This window comes from Streptomyces sp. UG1 (assembly GCF_049974585.1).
GTDB lineage: Bacteria > Actinomycetota > Actinomycetes > Streptomycetales > Streptomycetaceae > Streptomyces.
Genome location: NZ_JBNGGG010000002.1, coordinates 60,640 through 77,022, shown reverse-complemented (window position 1 = coordinate 77,022; position 16,383 = coordinate 60,640). Strand labels below are relative to the sequence as shown.

Genomic DNA, 16,383 nt, shown 5'->3' with positions numbered 1-16,383 from the left:
GAGAGGTGACCTCGGCATGCCCGGACACAGGACAAAGGGGTTCTGCGCTTCGGCCGCCGCTCTCGCGCTGTGCGCGATGCTGGCGGGCTGCTCAGGATCCGGAGAGTCGGTCGGCGGCGGCAAGGTCGTGCTGCGCTACACGTGGTGGGGCAACCCCGACCGCGCGGAACGCACCGAACAGGCCGTCGCCCTGTTCGAGAAACAGCACCCGGACATCGAGGTGCAGACCTCGTTCTCCGCCTACGACGCCTACAAGCAGAAGCTCGCCACCCAGGCCGCGGGCGGTGACGCCCCCGACGTGATGCAGCTCGACTACCGGCAGATCGACCAGTACGCCTCCGGCGGCGTCCTGCTCGACCTCGGCAAGCAGAAGTCCGTACTGCGCACCGGTGAGATCGACGCGGGTCTGCTCGCCACCGGCCGACTGGACGGCACGCAGTACGCGATCCCCCAGGGCCGCGGCACCGAGACCGTCGTCTACGACGTCAAGGCCTGGAAGGCGACCGGCGTCCCGCTCCCGGGCAGGAGCTGGACCTGGAGCGAGTGGGCCGACACCATGCGCGCGCTGGCGAAGCGGACCGGCAAGCCCGGCGCCACCGACCCCGGCTGGAGCGAGGACAGCTTCGAGGTCTGGCTGCGCGGCCAGGGCAAGTCCCTCTACACCGAGGACGGCGGGCTCGGCTTCACGGCCGACGACCTGACCCGCTGGTGGACCTTCACGGACGAGCTCCGGCGCGAGGGAGCCGTCTCGCCCGCCGAGCAGACCACCCAGCTCGACGGCTCCGTCGAGAACACCCCGCTCGGCCGCGGTGAGGCCATGAGTGACACCAACTGGGACGCTCCGGCCAGCGGTTACCTCGCCCTCATACCCAGCGGTGTCGCCCTCGCGCCGATGCCCTCCGGCGAGGACGGCACCCCCGGCCAGTACTTCAAGCCGTCCATGTTCCTCGGCATCGGGGCCAGCACCGCGCACGCGGAGGCAGCCGCCCGGCTCGTCGACTTCCTCATCAACGACCCACAGGCGGCGAAGGTCCTCGGCGCCACCCGCGGCATCCCCGTCAACGACTCGATCCGCAAGGAGATCGAGCCGGAGCTCAAGGACTTCGACAAGACGATCGGCGACTACCAGACCTCCCTGGACGGCACCCTGGACGATCCGCCGCAGGCCCCGCCCTCGGGCGACAACGCCCTCCAGACCACCTTCCAGCGCGACTACGACCAGGTGTCGTACGAGCGCATGTCGCCCCGCGAGGCGGCCGAGAACTACGTCACCGAGGCGAAGGCGGAGCTGCGGTCATGACCACCACCACGATCCCCAGCCGCGCGAAGCCCGCCACCGCCACCACCCCGAAACGCCGCCCCAGGCGCGAACGCCAGGGCCCCGCCTGGGTGTTCCTCTCCCCGTGGGTGCTCGGCGCGGTCGTCCTGACCCTGCTGCCGATGGCCGTGTCGCTGTACCTGTCCTTCACCGACTACGACCTGTTCAACCCGCCGCGCTGGGTGGGCCTGCGCAACTACGTCCAGATGTTCACCGAGGACCCGCGCTACTGGCGCTCGGTGGTGACCACCCTGACGTACGTCGTCATCGCCGTACCCCTGCAACTGGCGCTCGCCCTCGTCGTCGCACTCGCCCTGAAGGGCATGAAACGCGGCAAGGGCTTCTACCGCTCCGCGTTCTACGCCCCCTCGCTGCTCGGCGCGTCCATGTCCATCGCCCTCGTCTGGCGGGCGGTCTTCAACGACGGCGGCACGGTGGACAACCTGTTCGGCACCGGCGGCTGGGTCAACCGGCCGGGCTGGGCGCTGCTCGCCGTGGCACTGCTGACGGTGTGGCAGTTCGGGGCGCCGATGGTCATCTTCCTCGCCGGTCTGCAGCAGATCCCCGGCGAGCTGTACGAGGCGGCGGCCGTCGACGGGGCCGGGAAGTGGCGGCAGTTCCTGTCCGTCACGGTGCCCATGCTGTCCCCGGTCCTGTTCTTCAACCTGGTCCTGCAGACCATCCAGGCCTTCCAGGTCTTCACGCCCGCCTTCGCGCTCAGCGCCGGCAAGGGCGGACCCGCCGACTCGACCCTCGTCTACACCCTCTACCTCTACGACCGCGGCTTCGTCGCCTCCCACATGGGCTACGCCTCCGCCATGGCCTGGGTGCTGCTGATCGTGATCGGCGCCGTCACGGCGGTGCTGTTCCGCACCTCGCGCTCCTGGGTCTTCTACGCCTCCGAGGGGGACCGATGACCACAACCGCCCTTGACCGTAAGCCGGTTCGCTGGGGGCGTCTGGCCCTGCACCTCGGCTGTCTGGCCGCCCTGCTGGTGATGCTGTACCCCCTGGCCTGGCTGCTGGCCACCTCGCTCAAGCCTGCCGACGAGGTCATCGCGAGCCTCGACCTGCTGCCGCGCCACCTGGAGTGGTCGAACTACTCCAGCGCCCTGGAGGGCGTGAACGACGTCTCGATCTGGCGGCTGCTGACCAACTCGCTGCTGATCGCGGGCGGCGCGGTCCTCGGCAACGTCTTCAGCTGCTCGCTCGCCGCCTACGCCTTCGCCCGGCTGCGCTTCCGGCTGCGCGGCCCGCTGTTCGCGTTCATGATCGCCACGATCATGCTGCCGCACCACGCGGTGCTGATCCCGCAGTACATCATCTTCAACCAGCTCGGCCTGGTGAACACCTACTGGCCGCTGATCCTGCCGAAGTTCCTGGCGACGGAGGCCTTCTTCGTGTTCCTCGTCGTGCAGTTCATGCGCGGCCTGCCGCGCGAACTGGAGGAGGCGGCCAGGATCGACGGCTGCGGGCCCTTCCGCAGCTTCTTCCTGGTCGTCCTGCCGCTCACCCGCCCGGCGTTGATCACCACGGCGATCTTCACCTTCATCTGGACGTGGAACGACTTCTTCACCCAGCTCATCTACCTCTTCGACCCGGACAAGTTCACGCTCACCCTCGCCCTGCGCTCGTTCGTGGACGCCTCCAGCACCTCGGCGTTCGGGCCGATGTTCGCGATGTCGGTGATCGCGCTGCTGCCCATCGTGCTGTTCTTCCTCGCCTTCCAGCGCTTTCTGGTGGAGGGCATGGCCAGCTCCGGACTGAAGGGGTGAGCGGGATGCCGGCACGTGAGGCGGGCGAGGTGTTCGGCCCGCGGATGACGCTCTTCGCCGACGTCCTGAGCGTCGGCCTGGCCACGACCGTGGCCTGTCTGCCCCTGCTGACCGCCCCCGCCGCGTTGTCGACGGCGTGCGCGGTGCTGCGCGGCGCACGGGAGGACCAACCGGCCACCGCCGGGCGGTACTTCGCGCTGCTACGGCGACGGCTGCGGACCGGCGATCTGGCGGCGGGCGCCCTCGCACTGGCGGGAGTGCTGCTGCTGGCCGCCGATCTGGCGCTGGCCGGGGCGGGGCTCCCGGGCGGGGCGGCCTTCGCGGTGACCGCCGCGGGGATCGGGGCGTGCGCCGCCGTGGCCGGACTGCGCGCCTGCGCCCGCCCCGAGTCGCTCACCGACTGGCGGGCGGCCCTGCGGGAGGCCGCCCGGGACTCGGTGCGGGACGTGGGCGGCAGTGGCCTGGTGCTGCTCGCGGTGGCGACCGCAGCCCTGTGCGCCTGGATGCTGCTGCCGCTGGCCTTCCTCACTCCCGGACCGTTGGCCTTGGCGCTGACCGCCGTTCATGTCCGACTGGATGTCATATCCGAGAATTAAGCACGCATTTGCACGCATGCGGTGTGAGGAGGTGGTTGGGGCGTCAATCATCTTGACATGAACCTGCGGCCCGACGGGCGGGCCGCAGCCTCATGGAGGTGTGGAAATGCGCCGCACACTCGCCACCGGTCTCGCCGCCTCGGCCATGTCCCTCGCGGCCCTCGTCGCCACCGCCCCGGCCGCGAACGCCGCCCCCGCCGACAAGCCCCAGGTCCTCGCCGGTTGGACCCAGACCAGCGCGTCCAGTTACAACGCCTGGGTCACCGCCCGCAACAACCAGTCCGCCTGGTCCGCGTACGGCTTCGACTGGTCCACGGACTACTGCTCCTCCTCGCCCGACAACCCCTTCGGCTTCCCCTTCGCCACGTCCTGCGCCCGGCACGACTTCGGGTACCGCAACTACAAGGCGCTCGGCGCGTTCGACGCCAACAAGTCGCGGCTCGACAGCGCCTTCTACGAGGACCTCAAGCGCGTGTGCGCGAACTACAGCGGCGCGACGAAGTCCGCCTGCTCCAGCACGGCATGGACGTACTACCAGGCCGTGAAGGCCTTCGGCTGACGGCTCGACGGCAGAAGGGGCGCCGCCTGGGCGGCGCCCCTCTCTTCTCCTGCCGAGCAGTCAGCTCGCGGCCCGGAACGAGCGCAGCCGCAGGGAGTTGCCCACCACGAACACCGACGAGAAGGCCATGGCCGCCCCGGCGATCATCGGGTTGAGCAGCCCCGCCGCGGCCAGCGGCAGCGCGGCCACGTTGTAGGCGAAGGCCCAGAACAGGTTCGACCGGATGGTGCCGAGCGTGCGGCGGGCGAGCCGGATCGCGTCGGCGGCGACGCGCAGATCGCCGCGCACCAGGGTGAGGTCGCCGGCCTCGATCGCCGCGTCCGTGCCGGTGCCCATCGCCAGACCCAGGTCGGCCTGGGCCAGCGCGGCCGCGTCGTTGACGCCGTCGCCGACCATGGCGACCGAACGGCCCTCGCCCTGAAGCCGCTTGACGACCTCGGCCTTGTCCTGCGGCAGCACCTCGGCGATGACGTCCTCGGACGCGATACCGACCTCGCGGGCGACGGCCTCGGCCACGGTCCGGTTGTCGCCGGTCAGCAGGATCGGGGCGAGGCCGAGGGCACGAAGCCGCCGGATCGCCTCCGGGCTGGTGTCCTTCACCGCGTCGGCGACCTCGAGCACCGCCCGTGCCTCGCCGTCCCAGGCGACCGCGATGGCGGTACGACCGGCGGCCTCCGCCTCGGACTTGGCCCGCCGCAGATCCTCGGGCAACTCCATCGCCCACTCTTCCAGCAGCCGCTCCCGGCCGACGAGCACCGCGTGGCCCTCGACGATGCCCTGCACCCCGAGGCCGGGCACGTTCGCGAAGTCCTCCGGCGTGGGCAGCGCGCCCAGCTTCTCCAGCGCCCCCTCGGCCACGGCACGGGCGATCGGGTGCTCGGAGGAGTGCTCCAGCGCGCCCGCGAGGCGCAGGACCTCGGCCTCGTCGGCGTTGTCTCCGGTGTGCACGGCCAGCAGGGTCATCCGGCCGGTCGTCACGGTGCCCGTCTTGTCCAGGACGATGGTGTCCACCTTGCGCGTGGACTCCAGCACCTCCGGGCCCTTGATCAGGATCCCGAGCTGCGCGCCCCGCCCGGTGCCCACCATCAGCGCGGTCGGCGTGGCCAGGCCCAGGGCGCACGGGCAGGCGATGATCAGTACGGCGACCCCGGCGGTGAAGGCGGCGGCAGCACCGGCGCCGTTGCCGAGCCAGAAGGCCAGGGTGCCCAGGGCGAGGGCGATCACGATCGGCACGAAGACGGCGGATATCCGGTCCGCCAGCCGCTGCGCCGCGGCCTTGCCGTTCTGCGCGTCCTCGACCAGCCTGGCCATGCGGGCGAGCTGGGTGTCGGCGCCCACGCGGGTCGCCTCGACGACGAGCCGGCCGCCCGCGTTGATCGTCGCACCGGTCACTGGGTCGCCCTGGGCCACCTCGACCGGTACGGACTCGCCGGTGAGCATCGAGGCGTCCACCGCCGACGAGCCCTCGACGACCGTCCCGTCGGTGGCGATCTTCTCGCCGGGGCGCACGACGAAGCGGTCGCCGACCTTCAACTCCGCCACGGGCACGGTCCGTTCGCGGCCGTCGCCGCCCAGCACGGTGACGTCCTTGGCGCCCAGCTCCAGCAGCGCCTTCAGCGCCGCGCCGGCCTTGCGCTTGGAGCGGGCCTCGAAGTAGCGACCGGCCAGGATGAAGGCGGTGACTCCGGCGGCCGCCTCCAGGTAGATGTTCCCCGAGCCGTCACTGCGGGCGATGGTCAGCTCGAAGGGGTGCGTCATGCCCGGCTCGCCCGCGGTGCCGAAGAACAGCGCCCACAGGGACCAGACGAACGCGGCCGACGTGCCGACCGAGATCAGCGTGTCCATGGTGGCCGCGCCGTGCCGCAGATTGGTCAGCGCCGCCTTGTGGAAGGGCCAGGCGGCATACGTCACGACGGGCGCCGCCAGCGTGAGCGACAGCCACTGCCAGTACTCGAACTGCAGGGCCGGGACCATGGCCATCGCGACGACGGGCACGGCCAGCGTCACAGCGGTGACCAGCCGCTGCCGCAGCGGCCGTAGCCCGTCGTCCTCCTCGGCGCCCCCGGGCTCCTCCCGCACCGGCGGCGCGGGCTCCTGCGCGCTGTACCCGGTCGCCTCGACGGTGGCGATCAGGTCCTGGACGGAGACGTCACCGCCGTAGCTGACCTTCGCCTTCTCGGTGGCGTAGTTGACGGTGGCGCTCACGCCGTCCATCCGGTTCAGCTTCTTCTCGATGCGCGCCGCGCACGAGGCGCAGGTCATGCCGCCGATGGCGAGCTCTACCTCGGTCGTGGGGTCGGACGCGGTGGTGGTCATCGCAGCTCCTCGTGCGGGATGCGGGCGGAGCCCGGGGGCAGGGCTCCGGCGGTTCGGGGGTGCGGGTCAGGCGGCGCGGCCGGTCAGCTCGTAGCCGGCGTCGTCGACGACCTCCGCCAGTCGGGCGTCGTCGGGCTCGGTGGCGCTGGTGACGGTGACCTGTCCGGCCGCGAGGTCGACGTCGACTCCGGTGACGCCGTCCAGCTCGCCGATGACCTTGGTCAGCGTGGCCTTGCAGTGGGCGCAGCTCATACCGGAGACGGCGTAGGTGGTGGTGGACATGGGGTTCCTCCTGTGGCGTGTGGTCGGGGGCGCCCTCTATACGGGGCGGGGGTATTCTTGCCGATGTTCATGTATACCCCTAGGGGGTAGGCGACGCAAGTCTGGATCCGGATTGACTTTATACCCCCTAGGGGTATGGTGAAGTGGCATTGAAGGCCATCCGAAGTGCCATCCGAAGGCCATTCAAAGGCCATCTGAAGTCCCCGACCCGAGGAGACCGCCATGCATGCCGGACTGAGGATCACCGCATTCGCCGCCGCCCTGGCCGCGACCTTCGGCACCGCCTACGGCGTGGGCAAGGGTGTCGACCCCGTCGTCGACGACCCCGCGCCCGCCCGGCACGAGGCCCACCCCAAGGCGTCACCGGAAGCGGAGAGGGGCGGCGGCCACGGCGGGGGCGGGGGCGGGGCGACAGCGGCCGGCGGGCTCCAGGTCTCCGAAGGCGGCTACACCCTCGATCTGAAGACCCCGAGTGTCACCGCCGGCAAGCGCTCCGAGCTGAGCTTCGTGATCCGGGACAGCGGCGGCCGCGCGGTCACCGCGTTCCAGCGCGAGCACGAGAAGGAACTGCACCTCATCGTGACCTCACGCGACCTGGTCACCTACCGCCATCTGCACCCCACCCGCGCCGCCGACGGCACCTGGAGCATCCCCGTCGAACTGCCCCGCGCGGGCGGCTACCGCGTCTTCGCCGACTTCACCCCGGCGAAGAAGGACGCCGAGAGCCTCACCCTCGGCGCGGACCTGGCGGCTTCCGGCTCCTACGCACCGCAGAAGCTGCCCGCCCCGAACGCCACCGCCGAGGTCCACGGCTACGAGGTCAGCCTCGACGGCGGTCTGCGCGCGGGCAAGGAGAGCGAGCTCAAGCTGAAGGTCGCCCGGGACGGCCGCCCGGTCACGAACCTCCAGCCCTACCTCGGCGCCTACGGCCACCTGGTGGCCCTGCGCTCCGGCGACCTCGCCTACCTCCACGTCCACCCCAACGGCCAACCCGGCGACGGCAGGACCAAGCCCGGCCCGCAGATCTCCTTCTCGGCCACCGCGCCGAGCAACGGCACCTACCGGCTGTTCCTCGACTTCAAGCACGAGGGCGAAGTGCACACCGCCGCGTTCACGGTCCGGGCCGGTGCCACGGGCGCCGGCGTCGAGGCGCCGGCGCACGATGACGGGGGCGAGGACCACGGGCACTGAGGGTCGGGGGTATGCGTCGCGTGTTCCGCCTGCGTCCCGAGGTCCTGCGCGGTAAAGGGCCGCCGATGGCAGCGCCCTCCTAGGGGGCGCGGGACTCTGTTTGATTTGCGGCTACCGCCGCGCGGGCGCGACCAGCCACAACGGGCCCGCAGCCAACCGACAACCCCGCCCCACGGCGATTGGTGCATTCCACAAAACGCTCGCCGCACCGCGGACTCGCCCCCCTCCTAGATCCGCCCCGCCCGCCGCTGCCCGCGCAGCAGCAACCCCAGATACACCCCGCCGACCACCGCCGTGACCACCCCCACCGGAAGCTGGGCCGTCTCATGGATGCGCTGTGAGGCGAAGTCCGCGACGACCACCAGCAGGGCGCCGGCGCAGGTGGCCGCCAGGAGGTTCGGGCCGGGGGCCCGGGTGAGGCGGCGGGCCAGTTGGGGGGCGATGAGGGCGACGAACGGGATCGGGCCGGCGGCCGCAGTGGCCACCGCGCAGGCCGCCGTGGCCAGCACCAGGATCACCAGCCGGGTGCGCTGGACCGGCACGCCCAGCCCGCCCGCCACATCGTCGCCCATCTCCAGGATCCGCAGCCTGCTCGCGGCCAGCGCCACCAGGGGCAGGACGACGAGCAGACCGAGCGCGGCCGGGCGGGCGTCCGCCCAACTCCGCCCGTTGAGGCTGCCGTTGAGCCACACCATGGCCTGCGCGGCCTGGGTGAAGCGGGCCTTGGCGAGGAGATAGGCGTTGACGCCCTGCAGCAGGGCGCTCACCCCGATGCCGACCAGCACCAGCCGATAGCCGTGGATGCCCTGCCGCCACGCCAGCAGATAGACGAGGATGGCGGTCGCCAGGCCGCCGCCCACCGCGCCGGCGGCGATCTGACCACCGGTGCCGCCGACCAGCAGCACCACCAGCAGGCCCCCGGTGGCGGAGCCGTAGGTGAAGCCGACGATGTCGGGGCTGCCCAGCGGATTGCGGGTCAGGCTCTGGAAGAGGGCGCCGCTCAGCCCGAGCGCCGCGCCGACCAGGATGCCGGTCAGCAGCCGGGGCAGCCGGAGGTCGTTGATCACGAAGTCGGTGCGCGGGCTGCCGTTGCCCAGCAGGGTGCGGACCACGTCCGCCGGGGAGATCGTGTACTCGCCGGTGCCGAGCGCGAGGACGCCGACTCCGGCGGTCGCGGCCAGCACGAGCACGCAGACCGTCACCGCGCGCACGTCCACCCGCAGGGAGAAACGGTGCGAGCGGCTGCGTACGACATGGGTGCGGGGCCGGGCGGCGGTACGGGGCGTCACCTGGGTGGTCATACCGACACCGTCCGGCGGTAGCGGACCAGGGCGATGAACACCGGGGCGCCGACCACCGCGGTGACCACGCCCGCGTCCAGTTCGTCGGGGCGCACGGCGACCCGGCCGAGCACGTCCGCGAACAGCAGCAGGGCCGGCGCCAGCAGCATCGACAGCGGCAGCGTCCAGCGCTGGTCGGCCCCGGCGATCAGCCGGGCGATGTGCGGCACCGCGAGACCGACGAAGACCAGCGGCCCCACGGCCGAGGTCGCCGCCCCGCACAGCAGCGTCACGGCCAGCAGGCCGGCGAAGCGCGTCCGGTCCACATGCGCGCCCAGCGCCCGGGCGCCGTCGTCGCCCAGCGCGAGCGCGTTCAGCGGACGGACCAGAGCAAGTGCCAGCACCAGGCCGACCGCGACGAACGGCGTGATCGTCCGCAGCGTCTCGCCGTTGGCCCGCGCGAGCGAGCCCACACTCCAGAACCGCAGTTGGTCCAGCGCCTGGGCGTCTAGCAGCATCAGCGTCTGGCCGACGCCGGTGAACACGGCGGCGATCACCGCACCGCCGAGGGCCAGCCGCTCCGGGGTGGCGCCGCCGCGCCCACCCGAGGCCAGCGCGTACACCAACAGCCCCGCCACCACCGCGCCCACCATGGCGAACCACACCGAGGCCCACAGGCTGGTGATGCCGAGCGCGGTGATGGACAGCACGACACCGGTGGCGGCGCCCGCGTTGATGCCGAGCAGTCCCGGATCGGCCAGCGGGTTGCGGGTGAGCGCCTGGATCAGCGCGCCGGCGACGCCGAGCGCCGCACCGGCCGCGATGCCCGCGAGCGTGCGCGGCATGCGCACGTCCCAGATCACCGAGGCCGCGGTCGAGCCGTCGTCGTGGAGCAGTGCGTCGAACACGACGGACGGCGACAGCGCGCGCGAACCGACGGCGAGACTGAGCACGACCGCGACGGCCAGCAGGAGCAGGGCGCCGGCCACGGCCAGGGCGCGGGTCGAGTTGCGGAGCCTGCGGGGTTGCCGCCGCGTCCGTACCAGTGGGGCCGCCTTGGCCTCAGTCGCCACCGATGCCCTCCGTGCGGAGGCGTTCGGCGATCAGCCGGCCGAGCGCCTTCTTGTCGATCTTGCCCACCGAGGTCCGCGGGAAGGCCTCGATGGTCTCCACCCGGTCGGGCAGCTTGTACGCGGCGACCCCCCGTTCGGTGAGGAACGCCGCCAACTCCCGCTGCCCCGGGGCCTGTCCGCGCGGCACGAGGTAGGCGCAGGTGCGCTCGCCCATCGTCTCGTCCGGCATGCCGACCACGGCCGCGTCGTGCACGCCCGGGTGGGCGAGGAGGTGGTTCTCCAGCTCCTCGGCGGAGATCTTGTCGCCGCCGCGGTTGATCTGGTCCTTGGCCCGGCCCTCGACGACCAGGTGCCCGGAGGGCAGGATCCGCACCAGGTCGCCGGTGCGGTAGTAGCCGTCGGTGGTGAAGGCGCGGGAGTTGTGCTCGGGGGCGCGGTAGTAGCCGCGCAGGGTGTAGGGGCCGCGGGTGAGCAACTCGCCGCTCTCGCCCGGCGGTACGTCCCGGTCGTCCTCGTCGACCACGCGCACCTCGTCGGCGGGGGACAGCGGGCGGCCCTGGGTGCCGGTCACCAGCTCGGGCGGATCGTCGAGCCGGGTGTAGTTGAGCAGGCCCTCGGCCATGCCGAACACCTGCTGGAGCGTGCAGCCCAGGGCCGGTTCGACCCGGGCGGCGGGCTCGGCGCCCAGCTTGGAGCCGCCGACCTGGAGCAGGTCCAGGGAGGAGAGGTCGGCCTCCTCCCACTCCACCGCGTCCAGCCACAGCAGCGCGATCGGCGGGACCACGGCGGTGGCGGTGACCTTCTCCCGCTCGATCAGCGCGAAGGCGTCCTCGGGGCTCGGCGTGGGGGAGAGCACGACGGTGCCGCCCGCCATGAGGGTGCCCAGCAGTCCGGGGCAGGCCAGGGCGAAGTTGTGCGCGGTGGGCAGCACCACCAGATAGACGGTGTCGCGGTCGAAGCCGCAGACCTCGGCGCTGGCACGGACGTTGTAGGCGTAGTCGTCGTGGGTGCGCGGGATGAGCTTCGGCTTGCCGGTCGTGCCGCCGGACAGCAGCAGTACGGCCACGTCGCCCGGGTCGGCGACGGGCAGCGGAACCGGGTCGGCGTCGATGCCGGCGAGCGGCGTGAACTCGGCGGCGTCGCCTGCCACCAGGACGTGCTCGACGCCGGGCACGGCCTTGCGCAGGGCGCGGGCGAGCGCGCGGTGGTCGAAGCCGTCGTGCAGATCCGGGATGGCGTAGGCGGTCGCGCCGGCCACCTCGGCGACATGCACGATCTCGCTCTCGCGGTGCGCGGGCAGCGTGAGCACGGGTATCGCGCCCGCCCTCAGCAGCGCGAAGAACAGCACCACGAACGCGTCCGTGTTGGGCAGTTGGACGACCACCCGGTCGCCGCCGCCGATGCCGAGCCGCCGCAGCCCCGCCGCCATCCGGTCGGCGCGCAGATCGAGTTCGGCGTACGTCCACCGGTCGCCGTCGGCGGCCACGAGCGCGGTCCGCGCCGGATCGCGCTCGGCGCTCTCCTTCAGCAGCCGGTCCAACGGCCGCCCCTCCCAGTAGCCCTCCGCGCGGTACTTCTCGGCCAACGGGTCCGGCCAGCGCACCCAACCGTCGAGCATGCTCAACTCCCGCCTGCTGTTTAGGAAAGGCTTGCCTAATGAATCCATGGGGTCAAGCCTGGGGGTGTGATCTGGACGTCACCGCTCCGTGGCGGCTAGGGTCTGTTGTGAATTAGGTTAGGTTAACCTAAGTCCAGGGAGGTAGGTCCTTGCTGCGTTATCGGAGCGCGGAGACGGAACTGCCGGGAGACCCCGTCCAGTTGGCGGCGAAACTGGCGGAGTCGGGCTTGTTCGACCAGTACGTGATCTACGAACAGAACGGCGACGTCTGGTTCGCCGGAGGAGCGCTCGGCGAGATCCGGATCGGCCGCTCCGAGATCCGCAGCCGATGGCTCGACGAGGAGAGTGTCGCCCCGCTCGGGCCGCGGCCGCTGCGCCAGGTCCACGAGGAACTCGACAAGATGGCCGTCGAGGGCTGGCACGCTTACGGCTGGATGGCCTTCGAGTTCTGCCACCTCCACGCCGGCCGCCCCGACCGTGCGGGCGACGACGATCTGCTCCATCTGCTCGTCCCGCACAGCGAAGTGCGGCTCGGTCGGTCAGGTGCGCTGATCCGCAGTGCCGACCAGGAGACGCTGGACGCGCTGACCGCGTTATGCGGCCGCGCCGACGCGCGTACCGCCGCCGTACCCCGCCCCATCGACGTGTCGGACACCAAGGGCCGTTACCCGGACATGGTCGCCCAGGCCATCGAGGAGATACGGACGTCCGACCTGCAGAAGGTCATCCTCTCCCGCTCCGTGGACGTGCCCTTCCCGGTCGACTTCGTCGCCACCTACGTCCACGGCCGCTCGCACAACACCCCCGCCCGCTCCTTCCTGTTGAACCTCGGCGGGCGCCGGGTCGCCGGATTCAGCCCCGAGACCGTCGCCGAGGTCGGTGCCGACGGCGAGGTCGTCACCCAGCCGCTGGCCGGCACCCGCGCCCGCGGCTTCGGCGACCGGGAGGACGAGCGGCTGCGCGCCGAACTCCTCGCCGACCCCAAGGAGATCTCCGAGCACGTGCTGTCCGTCAAGCTCGCCGAGGAGGAGATGGCCACCGTCTGCCGGCCGGGCACCGTCTCGGTCCGAGACCTGCTGAGCGTCCGCCGCCGCGGCAGCGTCCAGCACCTCGGCTCCAGTGTGCACGGGCTGCTGGCCGACTCCGCCACCGCCTGGGACGCCCTGCGCGCGGTGTTCCCCGCCGTCACCGCCTCCGGCATCCCCAAGGCCCCGGCCTACGACTGCATCGCCAGGCTGGAGAAGGAACCGCGCGGCATCTACAGCGGGGCCGTGCTGCGGGCCGGCAGCGACGGCGCGCTCGACGCGGCGCTCGTGCTGCGCAGCATCTTCGAGGAGGGCGGCCGCACCTGGCTGCGGGCCGGCGCCGGCATCCTCGCCGGCTCCACCCCGGCCCGGGAGCTGGAGGAGACCAGCGAGAAGCTGCGCAGCGTCGCCCCGTACGTCGTCCCGGCACGGGGTCAGGGGCGCGCGTGAAGCTGGGAGAAGTGGTCGTCGACGTAGCGCCGTTGCGCTCCAGCAGGGACTTCAGGCTGATCTTCGCCACCCAGGCGATCTCCATGGTGGGCACCCACCTCACCTCGGTGGCGGCCAGCCTGCAGATCTACACCCTCACCGGATCGTCGATCCAAGTGGGCCTGATGAGCCTGGTGCTGGGCCTGTCGCTGCTGGTCGGACTGATCACCGGCGGCCTGCTCGCCGACCGGGTCGACCGGCGCAAGGTCATGCTCGTCACCCGGGCCGTGACCGCCGTGGTGATCGCGGGTCTCGCGGTGAACGCGGCGCTGCCCGACCCGAAGGTGTGGTTCGTCTTCGTGGCGGCCGTACTGGCCGGCTTCACCGCCGGGCTGGGCGGACCGGCCCTGATGGCCGCCACGCCCGCCCTGGTGAGCCCCGGGCAACTGGCCGCCGCCGGCGCGCTGACCACCCTCACCGCCCAGCTCGGCGGCATGGTCGGGCCGTCGCTGGCCGGAGTGATCGCGGCCGGGCCCGGCATCGCCTGGTGCTTCGCGATCGACGCGGCCATCTATGTCGTCGGACTCGCCCTGCTCGCCCCGCTGCCCAAGCTCGTCCCCGAGGGGCCGGCCGAGGCGCAGCATCCGCTGAAGGCGATGGGGGAGGGGCTGCGCTTCCTGCGCGGCAACCAGGTCGTGGCCGGACTGCTGCTGATCGACGTGTGCGCGGTGGTCTTCGCGATGCCGTACGCGCTGTTCCCCGAACTCGGCACCGAGCACTTCGGCGGCGGCCCGTCCACCGTCGGACTGCTCTACACCGCCCCCGCGGTCGGCTCCTTCTTCGGCGCGCTGACCAGCGGCTGGACCGGCCGGGTGCACCACACCGGGCGGGCGCTGATCGGGGCGGTCGCGGTGTGGGGCGTGGCCATCACCTGCTTCGGCCTCAGCCCCAACCTGTGGTTCGCGCTGTTCTTCCTGGGCCTGGCCGGCCTCGGCGACACCGCCTCGGAGATCCTGCGCCGGGCCCTGCTCCAGCACTACACCCCGGACCGGCTCCAGGGCCGCGTCGGCAGCCTGTGGCTCGCCCAGGCCACCGCCGGGCCCTCCGTCGGCAACGTCGAGGCGGGCCTGGTCGCCAGGGCGCTGGGCTCGTCGAGCGGCGCCGTGGTGCTCGGGGGACTGGTCTGCCTGGCGGGCGTGGGCGCCCTGGCCCTGGCCATGCCCGGCCTGCGCAGGGCCACACTCAGCAGCCCTCCGAACACCGGCGGGGACGACGACCAGGTGGCGCCCGCCAGGACCTCACCGGCAGGTGATTGACGTGGTCTCAGCAGAACAGGCGGGGTCAGGCCGTGTGGCGCGGCAGTGGGGTCGGGCTCGTCTGTCGGGGCTGTCGGCGTTGGGTGGCCGGGTGGTGTCGCCGGGGCCTCACGGTGGGTGGTTGACGTGATCTCAGCAGGGACAGGCGGAGTCGGGCCGTGTGGCGCGGCAGCCGGGTCGGGCTCGTTCGCCAGGGCCGTCGGCGATGGACGGCCGGGCGGTGCCGCCAGGACCTCAGCGGCGGCCGACTGACACAGCCGCAGGACGACAGAGCGGAGAACCATGCCGAGTGCGCGGATCAACGGGATCCGGCTCCACTACGAGGACACCGGCGAGGGCGAGCCGGTGGTTCTGGTGATGGGCCAGGGCGCCGGCGGCCGGGCCTGGCACCTCCATCAGGTGCCGGCCCTGGTCGACGCCGGGCACCGGGTCGTCACGTTCGCCAACCGCGGCATCCCGCCGACCGACGAGTGCCCGGACGGCTTCACCATCGACGACCTGGTGGCCGACACGGCGGGCCTGGCCGAGCACCTCGACCTCGCGCCGTGCCGCTTCGTGGGCGTCTCCATGGGCGCCTACGTCGTCCAGGAGCTGATGCTCGCCCGCCCCGGACTCGTCCGCCAGGGCGTGCTGATGGCCACCCGGGGCCGCACGGACGCCCTGCGCGCAGCGATGGCCCGGGCCGAACGCGCCCTGCACGACAGCCAACTGGAGCTTCCGGCCGCCTACTCGGCCTGGATCCGTGCCGTACAGAACCTGTCCCCGGCCACCCTGGACGACGAGCGGCAGATCCGGGACTGGCTGGAGCTCTTCGAGTTCGCACCGCCGCTCGACGGGCCCGGCGTACGGGCCCAGTTGGACCTGGAGGTCCCGGAGGGCCGGCTCGCGGCCTACCGGGCGATCGACGTGCCCTGCCTCGTCGTCGGCTTCGCGGACGACGTCATCCTGCCGCCGCACCTCGGGCGCGAGGTCGCCGACGCCATCCCCGGCGCCGTCTACCAGGAGATCAAGGGCTGCGGCCACTACGGCTATCTGGAGCGGCCGGACGAACTGAACCGGGTGCTCCTGGAGTTCTTCCACGACCGTCCTTCCCCGCCCGGCCAAGTTGATTTAGGTTAGCCTCACCTAAGTATTCTTCTCAGGGGGTCATGGTGCACCGCACCTTGCTGAACGGCAAGATCCACCGAGCCACCGTCACCCAGGCAGATCTGCACTACGTGGGGTCCCTGACGATCGATCAGGACCTCATGGAGGCCGCCGACATCGTCGAGGGCGAAGCGGTCCAGATCGTCGACATCGACAACGGCGCCCGCCTCACCACCTACGCCATCACCGGCGACCGCGGCAGCGGCGTCATCGGCGTCAACGGCGCCGCCGCCCATCTCGTCCACCCCGGTCACCTGGTCATCATCATGTCCTTCGCCGCGCTCGACGAGTCCGAACGCGCCACCCACCGGCCCCGGGTCGTCCACGTCGACAAGGCCAACCGGATCGTCGCGCTCGGCGCCGACCCCGCCGAACCGGTGCCCGGCGCCGACGACCAGTTCTCCGGCACCTTCACCGACCGCGCGCCCCACCGGCCCGGCGAACAGGAGAGGAACTGAGC

Annotated in this window: 15 protein-coding genes; 10 read left to right on the top strand and 5 right to left on the bottom strand. The window is 72.0% G+C overall.

The window, feature by feature from the left end:
- Positions 1 to 16 precede the first annotated feature (16 nt).
- From ACP4J3_RS02625 to ACP4J3_RS02605, 5 genes are all read left to right on the top strand, one after another.
- On the top strand, positions 17 to 1,300 hold the full coding sequence (locus ACP4J3_RS02625; protein ID WP_426529892.1) for an ABC transporter substrate-binding protein: 1,284 nt from the start codon (positions 17 to 19) through the stop codon (positions 1,298 to 1,300).
- A complete protein-coding gene (locus tag ACP4J3_RS02620; RefSeq protein WP_426529890.1) occupies positions 1,297 to 2,235 on the top strand; it encodes a carbohydrate ABC transporter permease in 939 nt (312 codons plus the stop codon). Before ACP4J3_RS02625 ends, ACP4J3_RS02620 begins: the two co-directional genes overlap by 4 nt.
- Positions 2,232 to 3,092 carry a carbohydrate ABC transporter permease gene (locus ACP4J3_RS02615; protein WP_426529888.1) on the top strand — a complete coding sequence of 287 codons (861 nt, stop codon included), beginning with the start codon at positions 2,232 to 2,234 and terminating at the stop codon, positions 3,090 to 3,092. The genes ACP4J3_RS02620 and ACP4J3_RS02615 overlap by 4 nt, the downstream gene beginning before the upstream one ends.
- 5 nt (positions 3,093 to 3,097) lie before the next feature.
- Positions 3,098 to 3,688 (top strand): hypothetical protein, encoded by a 591-nt coding sequence (locus ACP4J3_RS02610; RefSeq protein ID WP_426529886.1) that lies wholly within the window; start codon positions 3,098 to 3,100, stop codon positions 3,686 to 3,688.
- A gap of 106 nt (positions 3,689 to 3,794) precedes the next feature.
- Positions 3,795 to 4,247, top strand: a complete 453-nt coding sequence (locus ACP4J3_RS02605; protein WP_426529884.1) for a phospholipase — start codon at positions 3,795 to 3,797, stop codon at positions 4,245 to 4,247.
- Positions 4,248 to 4,307: 60 nt separating this feature from the next.
- Here the strand turns inward: ACP4J3_RS02605 and ACP4J3_RS02600 are convergent, their stop codons facing one another.
- Both ACP4J3_RS02600 and ACP4J3_RS02595 read right to left on the bottom strand, forming a co-directional pair.
- The gene (locus tag ACP4J3_RS02600) at positions 4,308 to 6,563 is read right to left on the bottom strand and encodes a heavy metal translocating P-type ATPase (RefSeq protein ID WP_426529883.1); all 2,256 of its coding nucleotides are present in this window, start codon (positions 6,561 to 6,563) and stop codon (positions 4,308 to 4,310) included.
- A 66-nt stretch (positions 6,564 to 6,629) separates the two neighbouring features.
- Positions 6,630 to 6,845, bottom strand: coding sequence for a heavy-metal-associated domain-containing protein (locus tag ACP4J3_RS02595; RefSeq protein ID WP_426529882.1), 216 nt, complete (start codon positions 6,843 to 6,845; stop codon positions 6,630 to 6,632).
- Positions 6,846 to 7,067: 222 nt separating this feature from the next.
- Here ACP4J3_RS02595 and ACP4J3_RS02590 point away from each other — a divergent pair, with 222 nt between their 5' ends.
- Complete coding sequence (locus tag ACP4J3_RS02590; protein WP_426529880.1) at positions 7,068 to 8,036, top strand: hypothetical protein; 969 nt, start codon at positions 7,068 to 7,070, stop codon at positions 8,034 to 8,036.
- A gap of 227 nt (positions 8,037 to 8,263) precedes the next feature.
- Here ACP4J3_RS02590 and ACP4J3_RS02585 read toward each other — a convergent pair whose 3' ends face one another.
- The 3 genes from ACP4J3_RS02585 to ACP4J3_RS02575 are packed head-to-tail and all read right to left on the bottom strand — an operon-like array spanning position 8,264 to position 12,007.
- Positions 8,264 to 9,337 (bottom strand): FecCD family ABC transporter permease, encoded by a 1,074-nt coding sequence (locus ACP4J3_RS02585; RefSeq protein WP_426529878.1) that lies wholly within the window; start codon positions 9,335 to 9,337, stop codon positions 8,264 to 8,266.
- On the bottom strand, positions 9,334 to 10,389 hold the full coding sequence (locus ACP4J3_RS02580) for a FecCD family ABC transporter permease (protein WP_426529876.1): 1,056 nt from the start codon (positions 10,387 to 10,389) through the stop codon (positions 9,334 to 9,336). Before ACP4J3_RS02580 ends, ACP4J3_RS02585 begins: the two co-directional genes overlap by 4 nt.
- The gene (locus ACP4J3_RS02575; protein WP_426529874.1) at positions 10,379 to 12,007 is read right to left on the bottom strand and encodes a (2,3-dihydroxybenzoyl)adenylate synthase; all 1,629 of its coding nucleotides are present in this window, start codon (positions 12,005 to 12,007) and stop codon (positions 10,379 to 10,381) included. The genes ACP4J3_RS02580 and ACP4J3_RS02575 overlap by 11 nt, the downstream gene beginning before the upstream one ends.
- A gap of 149 nt (positions 12,008 to 12,156) precedes the next feature.
- Between ACP4J3_RS02575 and ACP4J3_RS02570 the strand changes: the two genes are divergently transcribed.
- The 4 genes from ACP4J3_RS02570 (at position 12,157) to panD (ending at position 16,381) form a co-directional block, all read left to right on the top strand.
- Positions 12,157 to 13,482: a salicylate synthase gene (locus ACP4J3_RS02570; RefSeq protein ID WP_426529872.1), complete on the top strand. Its 1,326-nt coding sequence runs from the start codon at positions 12,157 to 12,159 to the stop codon at positions 13,480 to 13,482.
- Entirely contained in the window at positions 13,479 to 14,777 is a 1,299-nt protein-coding gene (entS, locus tag ACP4J3_RS02565; protein WP_426529870.1) for an enterobactin transporter EntS, read from the top strand. The genes ACP4J3_RS02570 and entS overlap by 4 nt, the downstream gene beginning before the upstream one ends.
- Positions 14,778 to 15,059: 282 nt before the next feature.
- Complete coding sequence (locus tag ACP4J3_RS02560; RefSeq protein ID WP_426529868.1) at positions 15,060 to 15,896, top strand: alpha/beta fold hydrolase; 837 nt, start codon at positions 15,060 to 15,062, stop codon at positions 15,894 to 15,896.
- A gap of 29 nt (positions 15,897 to 15,925) precedes the next feature.
- The gene (gene panD, locus ACP4J3_RS02555; protein WP_426529866.1) at positions 15,926 to 16,381 is read left to right on the top strand and encodes an aspartate 1-decarboxylase; all 456 of its coding nucleotides are present in this window, start codon (positions 15,926 to 15,928) and stop codon (positions 16,379 to 16,381) included.
- The last annotated feature ends 2 nt before the right edge of the window (positions 16,382 to 16,383 follow it).

Coding starts and splice junctions, on each gene's coding strand:
- ACP4J3_RS02625 (WP_426529892.1), top strand. CDS start 17: ATGCCCGGACACAGGACAAAGGGGTTCTGCGCTTCGGCCGCCGCTCTC.
- ACP4J3_RS02620 (WP_426529890.1), top strand. CDS start 1,297: ATGACCACCACCACGATCCCCAGCCGCGCGAAGCCCGCCACCGCCACC.
- ACP4J3_RS02615 (WP_426529888.1), top strand. CDS start 2,232: ATGACCACAACCGCCCTTGACCGTAAGCCGGTTCGCTGGGGGCGTCTG.
- ACP4J3_RS02610 (WP_426529886.1), top strand. CDS start 3,098: ATGCCGGCACGTGAGGCGGGCGAGGTGTTCGGCCCGCGGATGACGCTC.
- ACP4J3_RS02605 (WP_426529884.1), top strand. CDS start 3,795: ATGCGCCGCACACTCGCCACCGGTCTCGCCGCCTCGGCCATGTCCCTC.
- ACP4J3_RS02600 (WP_426529883.1), bottom strand. CDS start 6,563: ATGACCACCACCGCGTCCGACCCCACGACCGAGGTAGAGCTCGCCATC.
- ACP4J3_RS02595 (WP_426529882.1), bottom strand. CDS start 6,845: ATGTCCACCACCACCTACGCCGTCTCCGGTATGAGCTGCGCCCACTGC.
- ACP4J3_RS02590 (WP_426529880.1), top strand. CDS start 7,068: ATGCATGCCGGACTGAGGATCACCGCATTCGCCGCCGCCCTGGCCGCG.
- ACP4J3_RS02585 (WP_426529878.1), bottom strand. CDS start 9,337: ATGACCACCCAGGTGACGCCCCGTACCGCCGCCCGGCCCCGCACCCAT.
- ACP4J3_RS02575 (WP_426529874.1), bottom strand. CDS start 12,007: ATGCTCGACGGTTGGGTGCGCTGGCCGGACCCGTTGGCCGAGAAGTAC.
- ACP4J3_RS02560 (WP_426529868.1), top strand. CDS start 15,060: ATGCCGAGTGCGCGGATCAACGGGATCCGGCTCCACTACGAGGACACC.
- panD (WP_426529866.1), top strand. CDS start 15,926: ATGGTGCACCGCACCTTGCTGAACGGCAAGATCCACCGAGCCACCGTC.